This window comes from Pseudovibrio ascidiaceicola (genome assembly GCF_900114245.1).
GTDB classification, from domain to species: domain Bacteria; phylum Pseudomonadota; class Alphaproteobacteria; order Rhizobiales; family Stappiaceae; genus Pseudovibrio; species Pseudovibrio ascidiaceicola.
On sequence record NZ_FOSK01000014.1, the window covers coordinates 52,127 to 69,693 of the forward strand.

Annotated in this window: 13 protein-coding genes; 5 read left to right on the forward strand and 8 right to left on the reverse strand. The window is 53.4% G+C overall.

Going from position 1 to position 17,567, the window contains the following annotated elements; all coding sequences use genetic code 11:
• Position 1: 1 nt before the first annotated feature.
• The 4 genes from BM231_RS22025 to BM231_RS22040 all read right to left on the reverse strand — a co-directional run bounded on the left by BM231_RS22025 (position 2) and on the right by BM231_RS22040 (position 5,386).
• On the reverse strand, positions 2-727 hold the full coding sequence (locus BM231_RS22025) for an aspartate/glutamate racemase family protein (RefSeq protein WP_093522911.1): 726 nt from the start codon (positions 725-727) through the stop codon (positions 2-4).
• Between the two features lie 10 nt (positions 728-737).
• Positions 738-1,988, reverse strand: a complete 1,251-nt coding sequence (locus tag BM231_RS22030; RefSeq protein WP_093522913.1) for an NAD(P)/FAD-dependent oxidoreductase — start codon at positions 1,986-1,988, stop codon at positions 738-740.
• Positions 1,985-4,207 (reverse strand): TRAP transporter permease, encoded by a 2,223-nt coding sequence (locus BM231_RS22035; protein WP_093522915.1) that lies wholly within the window; start codon positions 4,205-4,207, stop codon positions 1,985-1,987. The genes BM231_RS22030 and BM231_RS22035 overlap by 4 nt, the downstream gene beginning before the upstream one ends.
• 168 nt (positions 4,208-4,375) lie before the next feature.
• Positions 4,376-5,386 carry a TAXI family TRAP transporter solute-binding subunit gene (locus tag BM231_RS22040; RefSeq protein ID WP_093522917.1) on the reverse strand — a complete coding sequence of 337 codons (1,011 nt, stop codon included), beginning with the start codon at positions 5,384-5,386 and terminating at the stop codon, positions 4,376-4,378.
• A 149-nt stretch (positions 5,387-5,535) separates the two neighbouring features.
• Between BM231_RS22040 and BM231_RS22045 the strand changes: the two genes are divergently transcribed.
• The 3 genes from BM231_RS22045 to BM231_RS22055 all read left to right on the forward strand — a co-directional run bounded on the left by BM231_RS22045 (position 5,536) and on the right by BM231_RS22055 (position 7,472).
• On the forward strand, positions 5,536-6,459 hold the full coding sequence (locus BM231_RS22045) for a LysR family transcriptional regulator (RefSeq protein WP_093522919.1): 924 nt from the start codon (positions 5,536-5,538) through the stop codon (positions 6,457-6,459).
• Positions 6,460-6,552: 93 nt separating this feature from the next.
• Positions 6,553-7,164: a cytochrome c oxidase subunit 3 gene (locus BM231_RS22050; protein ID WP_093522921.1), complete on the forward strand. Its 612-nt coding sequence runs from the start codon at positions 6,553-6,555 to the stop codon at positions 7,162-7,164.
• Between the two features lie 2 nt (positions 7,165-7,166).
• The gene (locus BM231_RS22055; protein ID WP_093522923.1) at positions 7,167-7,472 is read left to right on the forward strand and encodes a hypothetical protein; all 306 of its coding nucleotides are present in this window, start codon (positions 7,167-7,169) and stop codon (positions 7,470-7,472) included.
• Between the two features lie 131 nt (positions 7,473-7,603).
• On the opposite strand, the gene BM231_RS22060 is transcribed toward BM231_RS22055, so the two are convergent.
• On the reverse strand, positions 7,604-10,102 hold the full coding sequence (locus tag BM231_RS22060; RefSeq protein ID WP_093522925.1) for a CoA transferase: 2,499 nt from the start codon (positions 10,100-10,102) through the stop codon (positions 7,604-7,606).
• 313 nt (positions 10,103-10,415) lie between these two features.
• Positions 10,416-11,309, reverse strand: a complete 894-nt coding sequence (gcvA, locus tag BM231_RS22065) for a transcriptional regulator GcvA (RefSeq protein WP_093522927.1) — start codon at positions 11,307-11,309, stop codon at positions 10,416-10,418.
• A 165-nt stretch (positions 11,310-11,474) separates the two neighbouring features.
• On the opposite strand from gcvA, the gene BM231_RS22070 reads away from it, so the two are divergent.
• The gene (locus tag BM231_RS22070) at positions 11,475-13,097 is read left to right on the forward strand and encodes a BCCT family transporter (protein WP_208860566.1); all 1,623 of its coding nucleotides are present in this window, start codon (positions 11,475-11,477) and stop codon (positions 13,095-13,097) included.
• Positions 13,098-13,170: 73 nt separating this feature from the next.
• Positions 13,171-14,367, forward strand: a complete 1,197-nt coding sequence (locus BM231_RS22075) for an iron-containing alcohol dehydrogenase (RefSeq protein WP_093523036.1) — start codon at positions 13,171-13,173, stop codon at positions 14,365-14,367.
• Positions 14,368-14,445: 78 nt separating this feature from the next.
• Here the strand turns inward: BM231_RS22075 and BM231_RS22080 are convergent, their stop codons facing one another.
• A complete protein-coding gene (locus BM231_RS22080; RefSeq protein WP_093522931.1) occupies positions 14,446-16,377 on the reverse strand; it encodes a DUF5054 domain-containing protein in 1,932 nt (643 codons plus the stop codon).
• A gap of 13 nt (positions 16,378-16,390) precedes the next feature.
• Entirely contained in the window at positions 16,391-17,449 is a 1,059-nt protein-coding gene (locus tag BM231_RS22085) for a LacI family DNA-binding transcriptional regulator (protein ID WP_093522933.1), read from the reverse strand.
• Positions 17,450-17,567 lie beyond the last annotated feature (118 nt).

The window sequence follows — 17,567 nt, forward strand, 5'->3', positions numbered from 1 at the left end:
CTCAAATGAAACCGGGAAAGGCATGCCGATGCGCCACTGAGTGCGCCATGCTGGCAAGGGTGATGATGTCAAACACTGGCCGTTTGATACGCGCTTGTAGTTGATGCGCATAAGGAGGCAGGTCGGTGCATTCCAAAACCACGGCCCCAATATCCGGTGATCGCTCAATCATGTCATCTGCCGCAGCAAACAGCTCGTCGGTGACCTTGCCAAGATCCATCTGTGTGCGCTCACCGCGCAAGATCACGGCTGAAAACTCAGGTGCATCATCCAGCCCCTGAACCACAATCGGCAAATGGGCAGCACCCACGCCTTCCAGATGCTTGTCGGTTAGCGAAGCAGCGGAGGCCGTTATCACACCAACGGGTGCATTGGTCATGTGGTAGGCAAGGGGCACCTGAATGAGGGAGGACACGAAAACTGGAACAGAAACAGCTGCCGCAATCTCCTTTTGAAAAATCGCCAGAAATCCGCAGGACCCGGTGATTGCATGAACGCCCTGATCTTCCAGTCGCTTGGCTGCACTCAGGATCGGGTCCAGTAACTTAGGTGAGGAGTCAGCCAGCAGTTTTTGTACCGTCAATCCATGCAGGATCTCATAGGTCGTTGTAAACGGTAGGCTTGATGGGTTCTTGATGTGGCCGGGAGGTTTCGGGAAATAGCTTTCCAGTGAAAGAACGCCGATTGAAACGCCACAAATATTCTGGCCACCGGGATGAATGGTCATAGTTTTTCCTTCAGTACCGCGTCACGTGATAGGGAGACATATCGATGTTAGGAGAGGTGCCAGTTACCAGATCAGCGACTAGTCTGCCGGTTTTTGGGGCCATCATCAGGCCGTAATGGCTATGCCCAAACGCACCAAACAAATCCGGGAACCCATCAACTTCACCTATGCAAGGCAAACTATCAGGTAAGCTGGGACGTTGTCCGGACCATGTGCTAATGTCATCCATCCGCAAGTCTGGTAACAGCTTGCTCGCAAGGCCCACCAAACCATCCAGCCGTTTCTGGTTGACTGGCGCATCAAGCCCGGCAAACTCAGCCGTTCCGGCAACCCGAATGGCGCTCTCCATAGAAGAGGCGACAAACTTCATGTCCATATCCATGATGGAATGCGTGAGGGAAACACCGGGATTGCTGAAGGACACATGGTAACCACGCTCAGCCTCCATCGGCACTTTGACCCCAAGTGGTTTTAGTAGCTTGGCGGACCACACGCCCATGGAAAGCACCAGTTTCGGCGCAAAATACTCACCTGTCTCCGTCACATAATGCCAGCCACCGCCATCGCGCGGCAAGATGGAATGCACCGCAGCTTGCTCAATGGTTCCGCCCATATTGCGTAGTTTGTTGGCAAGCACTTCACCGATCTTACCGGGAGAGACTGCCCGTGCCTGTCCCTTGATGAGAACGGCGGCCTCAAACTCATGGGTCAGAGCGGGCTCAAGATCGCGCAAGTCTGCAGCACCGATCTCCTCAATCTCAGCCCCCACAGCGTGGCGCATGGCATAATCCGGGCCGTTCAGATCAATTTGGGAGGCATCCCGAAACGCATGCACATACCAGCTGTCTTGCAGCAGGCCCTCGTGCCCGGTACCGGAAAGGTGATGACGGTAAAGCTCAACACAGTCATGATTGAGCGCATGCATGGCATCGCCAATCGGCTGAATGCGCGCCTGCCGTCCCTCATAGAGAAACCGCAGCCCCCAGGCTGCCACACGGGGCAGGTAACTGGGCTTGATTGTCACGGGACCTTGCGGATCCATCAACCAGCCGGGCACCTTCTTCCAAAGACCCGGCATGGACTGCGGTACCACAGACCACGGCGAGATGATACCCGCATTGCCAGCAGAGGTGGCCTGACCGGGAGCATCCCGGTCAACCATATGCACGCGTAAGCCTTTTTCCGCCAGCGACAGAGCACAGCAAAGGCCAACCAGTCCCGCACCAAGCACAGTGACATCAGGTACTACAGCTTCCGTCATTGCGTCGCCGCCTGCAAGTTGCGCTGGCTGGAAACCTGCTGGAATAAGACAGGCGCGATGACAAGGATTGCAGCCAGATCAGACCCAAGACTTGGAGCAACCAGCATCAACCCACCAATGGCCATCAACACACGCCACAGGCCGTTGAGTGGAGCCATGAAGTAACCGGACACGGCCGTCGCAATAGCAAACACACCCAGTGCACAGGTCAGCGTGACCTGTAGGAAGGAGACAAGGGTGAAATACTCAGGCAAAACAATCAGCATGGTTGGCGCATAGACGAACACCATAGGCACCATGAGTTTGCCAAGCCCTAAGGTAAAGGCACTCACACCAGTCCTGAACGGGTTTGCCCCTGCAATGCCCGCCGCAGCATAGGCCGAGGCGCAAACCGGCGGAGTGATCTCGGAGATAACACCGTAATAAAGCACGAACATATGCGTTGCCAAAGCAGGCACACCCAGTTGTGCCAAAGCCGGTTGAGCCACCGCGACAAGCATGATGTAAAGCGCTGTTGTTGGAAGACCAGCTCCCATCAAAATACAGGCAATAGCGATCAGAACCAGAGACAGGAACTGCTGAATGGACGCTTGTCCAAACACCTCAAGAGACGTCCAGTCAAGCAGCGGAGCCAACGAGGCCGCCATATCCGCAGCGCCGTTGGTGACCATAAAGCCAAGACGGAAGCCAACACCGGTCGTGTTGATCACACCAACCACGATGCCAACAGCCGCAGAGGCTGCACCCACAGCGAGCGCGTATTGAACGCCCACATGACAGCTGTCGAACAGGTCTTTAAAGCTCTGCCGTTCATTGCGATGCAAACAGCCCAGCAAAGTCAGTGCGCCAAGCACGCCGGCCATCGTTGGCGAGAAACCTTCACCGGAGTAAGGCGAGGCCTTCCAGAATATGAAGCCAAGCAATGCAAGTGGCACAGCCAGAGACAGCGGCTTATCGATGGCGCAAAACCCAACAACAACACAAAGCGAAATGCCGATAAATGCAGCCATGTTGGGCGAGTAGCCGGAGAACAACACCACGAGCAGCCCGATCAGCGGCAGCACCGTAAACCAGCCTTCACGCCAAACCTGCAAAAACTGCGGGATCTGGTCTTTGGGGTAAGCCTCAAGCCCAAGGCGTTTTGCGGTGAAGTGCACGATCGACATGACGCCGATATAGTGCATCAGAGCAGGCACAATCGCTGCAATAACGATGGTGGTGTAAGGCACCTCCAGATATTCAGCCATCAGGAAGCTTGCAGCCCCCATGATAGGTGGTGTGATTTGCCCACCCGCACTGGCAGCCGCTTCAACACCACCCGCAAAGTGACCCGGATATCCAAGCTTCTTCATATTGGGAATGGTCAGTGACCCGGTGGAAACCGTATTGGCGATAGATGAGCCGGAGATAGTGCCGAAGAAGGCTGAGGAGACAACGGAAACCTTTGCAGGTCCGCCCGTATAGCGTCCAGCAAGGATCATCGCGTTATCAACGAAGAACTGTCCAAGCCCCATGCGCTGCGCCACAACTCCAAACAGCACAAAGTGAAACACAACAGTTGAAACGACCCAGAGCGTAACGCCAAAGATACCTTCAAACGGGAAGTACATGTTGTTGACGAACTGCCGCCAGTCCACACCCGGATGCTTCAGGATTTGGATTGGAATATACGGCCCCAAAAGCGCATAGCCAATGAAGACCAGAATGATCAGCGGTAGCACGATACCAATGGTCCGGCGCGCGATCTCCAGCACTGTCAAAATGATGATGGTGCCGAAGAAGATATCCGGTCCGGCTGGATTGCCTTGCCGCAAAGCCTGCTCAGAAACCTGAATGCCAAAAAGGTCAAACCCACGCCAGCTGAACCACAGATACAGCGACCCCATCATCGCCAGGATCATGATCACCCAGTCAAGCAGCGGCACATTGCCAAAGCTCAGAAACTTGCCGGGCGTATTGGCCAAGGCACGGTCGGATTTGAGAAACGGAAACGCCAGAAAAATGAAGAAATACAGCCCGGCCAGATGGATGCCCATGTGAACATAATCAACCGGGGTGCCAAACCCAGCGGTCCAGAAGTGGTAGAGCGCATAGGCGATGGTCGCCCAGTACACCATTTTTGTCAGGATTGGCCCGTTGTCACGGGTATGGAGAGCGGAGTCATACTTTTTCTCCAGCTCTTCCAGAGCCTTGTTATCAAGGTGCGATTGCAGGGGCATGGAACCCTCCCGGGTCTGGGGTGCGTCATGCGGTGGTGAGGGCGCGTTGGATCGCTTTTTCCAACTGCAGCAGCTGCGCGAGTAAAAGAACGCGGCAAAGCAAAACCACCGGTGGCGACAAAAGACAGCGGAAGAACACTCCCGCTGCCGTTTTAAGTCAGACTGCGATTAGTCGAGCAGACCAACTTCTTTGTAGTATCGCTCAGCACCCGGGTGCAGCGGAACACCAATGCCATCGATGCCATCTAGTGCACTCTTCATAGTGATGACCTTGCCCTTCGGATGTCCGTTATCCAGCAGTTTACGAGCGGTCTTGGACCAAAGCGCCTTGGTGATTTCGTAGACCAGTTCTTCGTCAATATTGGCATTGGTCACAAACATACCACTCACTGCCACCGTGTTGGTGTCATGCGTCACGCCCGGATAAGTGCCAGCCGGGATGACCGATGGAATGTAATAGGGAACAGTCTTATTCGCCTGAGCAATTTCAGCTTCAGTGAAGGAATAAAGATCCATACCTTTAGTGTTATCCAGCTGGATCATGGCAGCAACTGGTGTACCCGCAGCATAGAAGTAAGCATCCAGCTGACCATCAGCCGTCCGCTCAGCGCTTTGAGAGTTGTTGAGCTCAGCTTCATCAATATTGTCGCGGTTGACACCATGGTCACCAAGAATGAGCTCAACTGCAATCTGCGTGCCGGAGCCTGCCTGCGCAATGCCAACCCGTTTGCCCTTCAGGTCCGCAAGGTTGTCCAGTTCACCACCCTTCGGCAAAACAAGATGCAGATCTTCCGGGTAAAGGTTCGCAATCACACGAAGATCAGGCTTGGCGTTGCCCTCATACTTGCCAGAACCGTGATAGGCAAAATGAAGTGTCGCTGCCCCGGTCAAACCTGCTTCCATCTGGCCGGCCTGAATGGCGTTCACATTGTGCGCAGATGCGTTGGTGGACTGCGCGATCGCCACCAGATTTGGAACGCCGCAATTGCCGCCCTGATCACACGGACGAGAGCCCGGTGGGTTAGAAATCGCGTTGGCAATGATCCCGCCAATCGGGAAGTAGGTTCCGCCGGCACCTCCCGTGCCAATGCGGAAAAACTTAATGTCCTGCGCAACAGCTGCACCGCTGATCATCGTGCAAGCAAGCGCAATCCCGGCACATTTACTGAATAATCCCATGAGTATCCCCCCTCTAATAAATTCAGATAAGCCCAATTCAAGGTGATAGGTATTTATAATTATTAGCCTCATGGTGGTTAGCCTTATTCATAAAAGCAAATTCGAAATATTATGGTTATGATAGATTTTGTTTATATATTGAGGTGCCCATGAATCTGCAGCAACTGGCGGTTTTCCGCGAGATAATGAAAACCGGCTCGGTCAGCCACGCTGCGCGAAACCTGCATCGCACCCAGCCCGCCGTCAGCGCATCGCTCAAAGCACTGGAAGATGATTTGGGAATGCCGCTCTTTCTGCGCGAAGGTCGCCGACTGATTCCTGTCCCGGAAGCCCACTATTTGCTCTCGGAGGCCTCTGGCATTCTGGACCGCTTGAAGACAGTTGAGCAGAACCTCAGTAACATGCGCGATCAGGTGCAAGGTTCACTGAGCATCGTCGCCATGCCCGGCCCATCCTCTTATCTGCTGCCAGAGTTCATCAGCAATTTCATCGAGGACAAGCCGCAGGTGAAGGTCACTCTGGCAACGCGCAGCTCCCCTCAAATCCTCAACCTGATCGCCGCACAAAGCTTCGATATCGGCTTTTGTGATGCAGCTGTGGGCACGGAGCAGGATGTCCTGTCACACGACACCACAATCCCATGCACTTGCTTGTGCGCTATTCCAAAAACATCATCTCTGGCAGGCAAAAAGGTGATCCACGCAAAGGATCTGGACGGTGTGCCCATGGGCGTGCTCCAGCCCAGCCACTCCACGTTTGAGGCCACCAAGGCCGCGTTTCAATCCAGTGACGCACACTTTGATATCCGCATCGATACCCAATACTTCCTGCCGCTGTTCCATTTCGTCGAAGCCGGACAGATCTGCGCAGTGGTGGATGCTTTGAGCGCAGTCAGCTATCAGCGCAGCCGGGGGGATGCCTCCAAGATCGTGTTCCTGCCATTTGAGCCAACAGTGCCCTTTGGCTATTCCATCCTTGTGCCTCACCAGCGCCCACTGTCCCGGTTAGCAAGCTCGTTCGTATCTTCCTGGCAAAACTGGGTGGAGCAAACCATCGCCAAGCCAATGAGATAGCAAAGAGCAGCTACAGTTAGCGCTCCAACAAGGACCACGCAGGCAAACCGATCTACTTTTGCCTCAAACACTCATATCGGCTGGAAGGGCGTAATGGACGAGGTTTGCCAGAAAGATAACGAGACTGCAGAACGGGTCTATCACCAGCCTGTCTCTCCCTGGGCATTGGAAAATCTGCCCGGCGATCCCATGATGTGGATTCTGATCGTCAGTGAAATCCTCGTGTTTGGCGGAGCGTTGTGGGCCTTCGCTGGCAACGAACTGCTCAATCCTGAGATTTATCGCGAGGCACGCACTCATCTCAATGTGCCTCTTGCCACGCTCAACACGATCATCCTGCTCACCTCAGGCTTGTTTGCCGCCATCGCAGTGCGCTTTGCCAAAATCAAAGAGATTGTAAAGACGAGATTGTCACTGCTGGGGGCGGGAAGCCTCGGTGTCGTGTTCATTGCGCTCAAGATTTACGAGTACAAGGAAAAGCTAGCCCTTGGCCTCAATGTTGAGACCAACACATTCTATACGCTTTATTATCTGGTCACCGGGTTCCATTTGGCTCATGTGATCTTTGGCCTGATCATACTCGGCATTATCGCCCTGTGGCCCACCGAGGACAACATGGAATCGGGCACAGCCTTCTGGCATATGGTTGATCTGATCTGGGTGATCATTTTCCCCATTTTCTATCTTATGGGGCAGGGGCTGTGATCATGAACACCAACAAAACACCCCCTAAAAGCATCCAGATGAATGATCTGCTAAAAGCCTGGGTGGTTCTGGTCGCGCTCACTCTGCTCGGCTACGGCCTCAGCCTGTTCAGCAGCGAACTACTCGTCTATGTGGGCCCACTGATCATTGCCGCACTGATCCTGTTTAAGGCGCGGATCATTCTGACCCGATACCTTGGCCTGACCAGATGCCCTGCATGGCTCTCTATGCTCAGCTCAATGATTTTTGCTCTGACGATGATCTGCGCAGTTTTGCTCACATTCGTCTCCGCAGGGGGCACGCAATAAAAGCCTGAACACTAGTGCCAAACAGCAAAAACCCCTCACAAAGCCTGAAGCTCTATGAGGGGTTTCCATTAAAGCATATCCCTGTTGTGTGGGTCCCTTTATGGGAATGGGATATACATTTTTAAGACAAATCAGCTCGGCAGGAACTCTCGGCCCCAACCAGTGCCTGCAATCCGCCGTTCAATCATGTCGTCCACTTGCTCATCGCTGTATCCAACGCCAGCGAGCACCTCGCGAGTTGAGTTCCCGTAAGCCTCAGTGCTTGGCAAAGCGCGGATAGCGGCTTCCTCTGGGCGGATTGAGTAGTGGTCAATCAACGTCACGCGGTGCCCACTTGGATGATCCTCATAGGTGGAAAATGCGTAGCTGCCACGATCAATACCAACCGCACCATCAGCCGTACGGGTATATGTGTCGCGCAGATGCTCAATGCCCAGTGGCTGAGCTGCTGCAATATCGGCTGCTCTCAGCTTCTCACACCAGCTTTCCGCCGTGTCTTGTTCAAACGCGACCCGCAGGAACTCAGCGGTATCATTTGCTTCTTCCACACCGCTCAAACCTTCAACCTGTGCAAGGTCGATTAACTCATGGTCTTCTGCATCCATAAAGATCCAACCATCAGAGGCTTTATAGAAGTGCGAGAGTGCGTGGTTGCCAAGGGCATCACGTCCGGATGCTTCATCAAACGGGGCACGGCCTTCATAATCAAACGCAAACTTGATCTGCGCCAGATTGGTCACCGCTGACAGAGAGGTCCGTGCACGGGAGGTCTGACCGGTTTTGTGCTTGTGATAAAGCGACAGCGCCATCCCAAGACCAGCAGCAAAGCCGCAGTTCACGTCCAGAGTACCAAGATGCGCATGCTCTTCCGGTGTATCAACGCCGCCAAACCGGCTCATGATGCCGCTGTTGGCCTGAATGATGTCATCATAACCGATGTAGTTGGTTTTCGGTCCCGGCTTTGGTCCACCAAGACAGTCCAGACGGCAGAACAGAACGCCCGGATTGATTGCCTGCAAGCTGTCATGGTCAAGACCAAGAGGCTTCATCTGACGGTCAGGAGCATTGATCACCACAAGGTCAACGGACTTCACCAGACGTTCAAAAGCCTCACGGCCTTCGCCTGTTGTAATGTCCACCAGCGCGCTCTTCTTGCCAATATTGGTCTGGAACGTAAACAGCGTGCCAATCAGCGGATCGTAAAGCGGTTTGACCGGATCCAGCTTGATCACCTCAGCGCCAAAACGTCCAAGGAATGCAGTGGAATGCGGACCAGCAATCACATTGGTCAGATCCAGAATACGCAGGTCGTTAAGCCAGCCGTCTTTGTCGGCTGATGGAGCCGTCGGAGCTGGCAAGGTGTCGGCGCTATCAACGGCCTGCAGAGTTGCCAGAGCCTCCTCAAAGGTCACGTTCTCACGCGCTTTGGGGGTGAGCAGGTAGTCCACAATCTCCTCAAACCACACAACAGGACCGGGCTGTTTCATCAGGCCGTATTCAGGGTCGTTCACTTCAACAATCAGACCGGACGTGTTGCAGTGCTCGCTGTTCACCCACTCCTGTGTGGTGCGGTGTGGTGCGCCCGGAATCTGGCCTTCACCAAAGATAACGCCCCATTCATCAGAGGTTTTGGTGAGGAACACCTTCTTCATTTTCACTGAAATGATATCGGCCCATTTTTTCGGAAGCGGATAAACACCAATGGAGGTTTCCCCGTCCCACTCAGCGATAGGCAGATGCAGGTTGTTCACTTCCGGCAAACCTTCAGCAAGCAACTCCTCGTAAATACCGAGAGCTTGCAAGCAGCGGCGGGCGTGGTTGCGGTGAGACGGGCAGACCGCGTAGAAATAACGGCCATCTGCACACTCATAGGTCCGGTAGAACGGGTCGAGGTACTCCTGCAGATCTTCATAGGAAAGATCCATCTCGATATTATTTTCGCGGCGATGGGTAATTTCGTGCTCGCGCATGGTCATGTAGCGCTCTGGCATGCCCTCAATCACTACGGAATTGTAGGAGAGGCCTTCCATGAGAGCAGCTGCAATCGGCACTTCAATCGTATCACCACGGCCCGTCTTTTCGCGGGCGAGCAGAGCCATCACAACAGAACTGGCCGCCATTGTCGTGGCATAAGAGGAACCGAGTGGAAGCGGAGAGAAGCTCGGGTTCAGACCCATGAGCACGCGGTTAAAGCCCATGTCAGTGAACGCACCGGATGTAGCGGCCACGATGGCTTCCGTCGCTTTCCACTCACGGCGCAGCTCATCATTGCTGGCAAATCCTGGGACTGAAAGCGTAACAAGCTCAGGGCGTTCAGCACGAAGGGCAGCAAAATCGACGCCAAGGTCCTTCATCTTGCCAGGACGGAAGCTTTCAAGCACCACATCGGCTGCTGCAATCAGCTCAAATGCCTTTTGCAGGCCAGCTTCTGACTTCAGATCAAGCCGGATGCATTTCTTGTTACGATTTAAAATCGCATTTGCCGGGTGATCCCACTGAGGCCCTTGAGGCGGATCGACGTGAATAACAGTTGCGCCCATATCCGCAAGGATCATAGCAACAGCTGGACCTGCAATCTGCTGACCGAAGTCAACAACTCTGACACCTTCAAGGGGAAGTCTTTTTTCCATGCAACATCATCCTCAGAAACCGTCCATCGACGGTTCTCAGTTTATTCCAGACATAATTATGTCTTTGATTTCAGATTGTTATGGGTGAAATGCTTCGCAGCAACGGTTCACTTCATTGGAAAAACAATAGGCAGGCCCATACGTAGAAACCAGCAATTTAAATTTCGGTGCAGGCATAAAAATTTTTGTAGCTCGTCTAATTCTGAACTGTTTGATTTTGCCTTTGCCGGACTGGTGGAAGCTGAAATTTCTTCCACCAAACCTGTTTAATGCCGCGTGAGCCGCGGGGACAGTGTCCTGTCAAAAAGGGAGATTACCCTTCATGTATCGCGTTCAGCAGCCAGTTTCTGAAGGTCACTGCATGGGGGTGCTCAAGGCTCGTATTGGAGTAAACCAGATAAAACGCTTCCTCTGTTGGAACGCGATTTTCCAGTGGAGCAACCAGCTGGCCGGACTTCAGTGCATTTTCCACAAGACTTGTTCGGCCCAAAGCAACGCCTTCTCCCAAGGCAGCCATCTCCAAGGCTGTGACAAGCGTGTCAAACTGATAGCTCTGCCGCAGTTCCACGTCACTGTGCTTGGTCTGCTTGAGCCAGTACCCCCAGCCTTCCTGATATCCAATCACATGCAAAACACTATGATTTGCAAGGTCTTTTGGCGATTCAAGCGGCCCGTTTTCTTCCAGATAGCAAGGACTGCAAACCGGAAATAGCTCGTCTCGTGTCAGCCGGTCACATTGAACGGCCGGCCATTTGCCACGCCCGTACCGTACTTCCAGATCACAGTCTCCAGAGGTTTCTTTGTTGTCCAGCCAGATATTGGAGGTGACCCGCAGGTTGATCTTTGGATGCAGCTTGCGAAATTCCTTCATACGCGGCGCAAGCCAGCGCATAAAGAACACCATGTTGATCTTCACAGTCAGCAGATTGTTCTGCCCTTGACCGAAGATTTCTTCCGTTGCCGCCTTCAGGCGCTCTACGGATTCATGGACTGCCGGCAGATATGCCGCCCCCGCATCTGTCAGCTCCAGGCCTCGCGGCAATCGCTTAAACAGGACAGATCCCAACTGACATTCAAGACCTTTGATCTGGTGACTGATCGCCGCCTGCGTAAGGTTGAGCTCTGTTGATGCATGCGTAAAGCTGAGATGACGCGCCGACGCTTCAAATGCCCTGAGCCAATTGAGCGGGGGTAGATTCTTCTTCATTAACTTCTCCCATTCGTATGGGTAGAATTTCATACTCTACGTAAAACTATTCATAAATATTTTTATACCAATGGGTCTTTTTTTGTTGATTGATAACAATTTAACCCTCCGGCAAAAATTCAACCTTCGATCAGGACAGCAAAAAATAAAGCTTGAGGGGGACAAATGTATAATAACAGCAATACTGGAAGAAGGACGGGGGAGGGCCTGTTTACAGGTGTTAATCCTGTTATGGCTGTCGGGTCTACAGTACTCGTCATTGCGTTTGTTTTATTTACTGTAATGGTTCCTGAAACTGCTGGCTCGCTTTACAATTCCGCCAAAGGTTTCATCGCAAATAATCTATCTTGGTATTACATCGGCCTGGTTAGTTTTTTCTTATTTCTAGCCTTCGCGATGACCATGAGCCGTTACGGCAACATCCGCCTGGGCAAGGATGACGAAAAGCCGGAATACAGCTTCTTTTCCTGGTTCTCGATGCTTTTTGGGGCGGGCATCGGTATCGGTATTCTGTTTTGGAGTATTGCAGAGCCAATCTACCACTTCCAAAGTAATCCGTTTATCGCAGAAGGGCAGGAAAACTCCGCAGAGGCCGCCCAGATTGCAATGCGGATCAGTATTTTCCACTGGGGTTTGCATGGTTGGGCATTGTTTGCACTCTCCGGTCTTGGACTAGCTTATTTCCACTATCGTAAGGGCCTGCCGCTGTCCGTTCGTTCAGGGCTCTATCCGATTTTTGGTGATAAGATTTACGGTCCAATCGGTCACGCTGCTGATCTGCTTGCAGTTTTCGGAACAGTCTTCGGTATTGCTACATCTCTTGGGTTGGGAGCCCAGCAGATGAATACCGGCCTGAACTACTTGTTCGGCTTCGAAGTCAGCATCACCAACAAGATCATCATCATCGCGGTTATCTCCGTACTGGCAACCATGTCCGTACTGAGCGGCGTGAACAAGGGCATCAAAATCCTGAGTGAATTCAACATGCACCTCACTATGGTGATGCTTGTGTTCTTCCTCATTTTTGGCCCGACCGTTTACATTCTCGGGTCATTCGCAACCAATCTGGGCGATTACCTGACCAACGCAATTCCGCTTGGTTTCTGGGTTGAAACGGATCCGGGCAACAGCTGGCAGGGTGGCTGGACCATCTTCTACTGGGGCTGGTGGATCGCATGGGCGCCATTCGTTGGCATCTTCATCGCGCGTATTTCCAGAGGCCGTACTGTCAAGGAATTCCTCCTCGGCGTCCTGCTGGCACCAACACTGCTCTCCACATTCTGGATCACCACTTTCGGCAACACCGCAATGTTCCTGGAACTGTTCGGCGCCGGCGGTGTGACAGAAGCGGTGAACGCAGACATCACCTCAGCTCTATACACCACAATCGAACTGATGGATCTGGGCTCCACGCTCACCATCCTCGGCGCGGCGATGTGTACGGTCCTGCTGGTGACGTATTTTGTAACCTCGGCAGATTCCGCAACGCTCGTGATCTGCACCATCTTGTCCATGGGCGACGAGAATCCGGCCAACCGCTACCGCATCTTCTGGGGCCTTTCCATCGGCGCCGTGTCTGCAGTGCTGTTGTTCGCCGGTGGCTTGCGAGCCTTGCAAACAGCCTCGATCGTGGCGGCTTTGCCGTACTCCTTCGTGCTGATCCTGACCACGTGGGGATTGCTTAAATCACTCCACCTCGAGGTCTCAGAAATCATCTCCACCATAGATGACGAAGAGCATTCCTATTCAGCTGACAACGCAGCCCCTGCTGCAGCCCCAGCCGAGTAAGGCGCTCTCACCCCGAACCATCTGGGATGTTCCCGGCATCCCAGATGGTGATAATAACCAAAGGTTCATTCTCATGACATCTCAGATCATTTTGCCGCGCATCATGCAAGTTGGTGCGGGAGCCGCCCTTCAATTGCCTGCAGTTCTGGCAAAAATCGGCTGCAAAAAGCCTCTCATCGTCACCGATCCCATGATGGTTCAGCTGGGATATTCCGATTCTATGCAGGAAAGCCTGAAGGCTGAGGGCATTGAAAGCGAAGTTTTTGCAGACACCTTGCCTGAACCAACCGTCGCCTCCATCCTTCCGGGTGTGGAAAAGGCGCGGGAAGACAGCTATGACTGCATCGTAGCGCTTGGCGGCGGCAGCCCGATTGACAGCGCAAAGGCCATTGCGATTCTGGCAAAATTTGGCGGGGAGATGCGTGACTACCGCTTCCCGAGAGACGTCACAGAGCAGGGCCTGCCTGTTATTGCGGTTCCAACAACTGCTGGCACTGGCACGGAAGTAACTCGTTTCACCATCATCACAGATGAAGAGCGCGGCGAAAAGATGCTGTGTGTCGGCATCGGCTTCATGCCTGTTGCCGCACTGGTGGACTACAAACTCACCATGAGCCTGCCACCACGCATCACCGCAGACACCGGCATTGATGCGATGACCCATGCTCTAGAAGCCTATGTCAGCAAAAAGGCAAATCCATACAGCGACAGTCAGGCACTGGCTGCTCTGAAGCTGATCGGCCCGAACCTGCGCGAAGTCTATCACACCGGCAACAACGAAAAAGCGCGTGAAGAGATGATGCTCGGCTCAACCCTTGCAGGCGTTGCGTTCTCAAGCGCATCCGTTGCTCTGGTTCACGGCATGAGCCGCCCGATTGGCGCGTTCTTCCACGTGCCGCATGGCCTTTCCAACGCAATGCTTCTGCCAGATGTGACAGCCTTCTCAATTCCGGCTGCACCAGAGCGCTATGCGCAGGCAGCCCGTGCACTCGGGTTTGCGTCTGAGCAGGATGATGATGCTATGGCAAATCGCAAGCTCCTGATTGAGCTGCGTGCCTTGAATGATGAGCTCTCCGTGCCAACACCAGAAGAGTTTGGCATTGATCGTCAGGAGTTCATGGATCGCTGTGAAACCATGGCAGAGCAGGCGCTTGCCTCTGGCTCTCCAGGCAACAACCCGGTCACGCCAACCATTGCTGAGATGATGGAAATCTATCAGGGCCTGTGGGATGCCCGTGGCTCCGACAGCGAGTCTGTTGCAGCCGAATAAGCTGAAATTCCTACGCTCCCAAAGAGCCAGCTCACGTCCAATGCCGTGAGCTGGCTTTTTTGTTGGTCGTTTGACGGATTAAGCGCCGATCTCCAAAACAAACCGAGCGCTGAAGTCACCCTCCCACCACATCGGGAAATTGGTGCCCCACTTGTTGTTGTAGATATTGAACCGCAGCCCCTGATCATAGGCGGGCGCCTGATGCTGGAACGGCATAAATGGCAAATCAGCAGGCGCCACAAGCGGTGTATCTAACGGGCAAATGCGGATCTCCTGATCTGCTTGTGTCTTCGCCCCAAAAATCGCTTGCAACTGACCGCCGCTCATATCTGGTAGATCATGGGCATCCACCCAATATCCGGTCTTATCGAATTGCCAGCGTGCTGCACCATCTGGTGCAAACCTTAGGAACCCGGCCTCCGGCATGCGATTGGCGATCTTACCGTAAAGCCGCAGCGTGATCTCCAGCTTGTCGCCACTCCCATTCAGTGCCAGCTGAATGTTGGAGGTCGCGCCGGGAATATCCGAAGCCATGACATAGGAAAGAACGACGTGATCGTCGGCAACCGCAAGCCCTTCAAACTTCGGGCAATGGCTTTTGGACGTCGCAGTCCCAGCCTTATCCAATCCTGGTTTGATGTGATCCAGAATGGCCCATTCTTCTTCATGGGTCAGATAGGCATCCATATGCGCTTTGACATCGCTGGCATCATAGGTTTCATGGGTAAACGACAGCAGATTGTCATCCAGCCCAAACAGATCAGTGCCCTCGGGAGTAGTCAGTCGTTTGATCGCGCCGTTATCACTGTCGATCTCCATGGACCAACCGCCAAACTCAGCCTCATTGATAATCTCAAACGGACCTGCATGAGGAAGCGGGCAGCACAGTTCTTTAAGCGCAGCCTTGGCAATCTTCTGGTCATTCTTATCAAGCGCAGCAACGGCATCCTTACAATAAGCCCGCTGTTCAGCCCAGGACGCTTCAGCATACTGAAAGCGCGGATCGTTTTGGCGTGCAGCGTCAAAGTCCCCACGATCCCACGCCTGTTCATCGCGTAGATAAGTTTTGATATCTACCCCGCACGTATGCTCTGCCACCATGGAAAGCTTGCGACCAAAGGAAAGTCTTTGAGCCGTGAGACTGTCTTCAGCAAACTGATCATAAACCCGCTGCAACGCGCGATACTGCGCTGATTTCACAGGATCTGTCGCGCTGCCATGGATCCAGCTGTCGCCGATCTCCTGTGTTACAACGGGGAAGCTTTCCCGATGTGGCCACAGCACCTCAGCGAATTCATCCAGCGTCGCCGCCTTGATCTGATAGTCCGGATACTGCCGTTCCATCGCGCGGTATACATTCACCGTCTGCCCGGTGTTCTGCGGGCCAATATTATCTTCCGTATGCGCAAAACTCAGGCCATCCGCTACACCCGGAATAAACTGCGTCGCACCATAGGAGTTTTGGTAAAGCACCAGAACCTCTTCACCAGAAGGGGCCTGCCAGCGGAATACGTCCGGCAGTTTTGGTGTCGGAGAGGCGGTGTTGACCCCCAGATGCAAAAACTTGATGCCAGCTTTCGCCATCAACGGCACAATGCCGAGCGTATGCCCAGGAACATCCGTCATCTTTGCAGCAATGGTGTTCACTCCAAACCGCTCATCCAGCTCTTTGGAATAGGAAAGACCAGCCTCAAACAGAGCAGGTGACATCAGTTCAGAATGCGTCGTGAAGGGCAAACCGTGCCAGCGGATCAAACCCTTCTCAATGGCAGCTTCCAGACGCTTTACGTCAGATGCAGGCGCCTCGTTCAGATAATCCCAGATCAACCATGCGCCCGTCGTCCAGCGAAACTTAGGGTCCTGCGGGTTTTCGAAATAGAAATGCTCCGCTGTATCAAGCGCTTGCGGTAAAAAATGACCGTGATAGCGCTGCCGGACCTTTTCCGCATGATCAGTGAAGCCGATATCCAGATGGGTTTTGAAAATCAGGTGAATAGTATTTGGGGACATATTTCTTTGCTTCTTATGAGCCGACAGTACCGCGCACAATCAGGCGGGTCTGCAGTGTCTCAGTCATGGCTGGGGCATTGGGGTCTTTAAGGCGCCGCAAGATAAGCCGAACGAGTGCCCGGACACGATCTTCCAGATCGATTTTCACAGTCGTGAGGTTGTAGCTCAGCCACCCGGACTGAGCGATGTCATCAAAGCCAACCACTTTCACATCCTCAGGAACCCGCAGGCCCAGCTGAAAGCGCAAGGCATCAATCACACCAAAGGCACCCACATCATTTGCAGAGAAGATGCCATCAACCCCTTCGCCAACCTTGAACAGGTCCAGCGTGGAGGCGAGGGCGGTCTCATAGGTATAATCGCCCTGCAGCACCAACGGATCTGGCAAGCCGCGCTCTTTCATGATGCATTTGAAAGCGCGTTCACGCTCTGTATTCGCAAGGGATGTAGTCGTACCGCCAAGATAGGCAAAGTTCCTGCAGCCATAAGCCTGCATCAGGGCAACGGCCTGATCGATCCCGGTCTTCTGGTCAACAATCAAGCGATCAAAGACGGATGTGGAGCCCGGCTGGTTTGGCAAACTGCCATCTTCCGAATAGCTCACGTAAATCGGCACGGCACGGCCCAGCGAATGGGTCAGTGTATCCGGCGAAACATTCTCGGCAAAAGCGATGATGCTGTCCAGATTGAAGCCCTTCATATAGGTCAGTAACCGCTCATCCATACTCTGGTCTGTACGGGTCTTGAAGAGCAGTGTGGCAAACCCTTCCCCTTGCAGGGCGGTGGTCAGCGCATCAATCTCCTGCGATTCCCAGGGGCTGCACACATCCGGTACAATCACACCCACCAGATGAGATCGGCGTGTCACCAGCGCGCGGCCCGCCATGTCTGGCGTGTAACCCAATTCCTTCGCGATCTTGAGAATCAGATCACGCTTTTCCTTCTTCAAAGAGGCATGTGGATTGAAAGCGCGTGAAACAGCGACTCGCGATACGCCTGCAAGTTTGGCAACTGTATCTGCCGTCGCGCGTTCGGGGCGTTTCGCCTCTTGGATGTTTGGATGCTCTGACACTCAAAACCACTCGATTTATGAAAACGTGTTCACTATTAATGCCGTATATAACCCTAGGATGTCAATCGAACATTCTTTATGCACGACGAAAATATGACAGATTTGTGCCGTTTATGTA

Bases quoted from the DNA above. Each gene is read 5' to 3' on its own strand.
- BM231_RS22055 (WP_093522923.1), top strand. From the start codon at position 7,167: ATGAACACCAACAAAACACCCCCTAAAAGCATCCAGATGAATGATCTG.
- BM231_RS22025 (WP_093522911.1), bottom strand. From the start codon at position 727: ATGACCATTCATCCCGGTGGCCAGAATATTTGTGGCGTTTCAATCGGC.
- BM231_RS22030 (WP_093522913.1), bottom strand. From the start codon at position 1,988: ATGACGGAAGCTGTAGTACCTGATGTCACTGTGCTTGGTGCGGGACTG.
- BM231_RS22080 (WP_093522931.1), bottom strand. From the start codon at position 16,377: ATGTCCCCAAATACTATTCACCTGATTTTCAAAACCCATCTGGATATC.
- BM231_RS22050 (WP_093522921.1), top strand. From the start codon at position 6,553: ATGGACGAGGTTTGCCAGAAAGATAACGAGACTGCAGAACGGGTCTAT.
- BM231_RS22070 (WP_208860566.1), top strand. From the start codon at position 11,475: ATGTATAATAACAGCAATACTGGAAGAAGGACGGGGGAGGGCCTGTTT.
- BM231_RS22060 (WP_093522925.1), bottom strand. From the start codon at position 10,102: ATGGAAAAAAGACTTCCCCTTGAAGGTGTCAGAGTTGTTGACTTCGGT.
- gcvA (WP_093522927.1), bottom strand. From the start codon at position 11,309: ATGAAGAAGAATCTACCCCCGCTCAATTGGCTCAGGGCATTTGAAGCG.
- BM231_RS22040 (WP_093522917.1), bottom strand. From the start codon at position 5,386: ATGGGATTATTCAGTAAATGTGCCGGGATTGCGCTTGCTTGCACGATG.
- BM231_RS22035 (WP_093522915.1), bottom strand. From the start codon at position 4,207: ATGCCCCTGCAATCGCACCTTGATAACAAGGCTCTGGAAGAGCTGGAG.
- BM231_RS22075 (WP_093523036.1), top strand. From the start codon at position 13,171: ATGACATCTCAGATCATTTTGCCGCGCATCATGCAAGTTGGTGCGGGA.
- BM231_RS22045 (WP_093522919.1), top strand. From the start codon at position 5,536: ATGAATCTGCAGCAACTGGCGGTTTTCCGCGAGATAATGAAAACCGGC.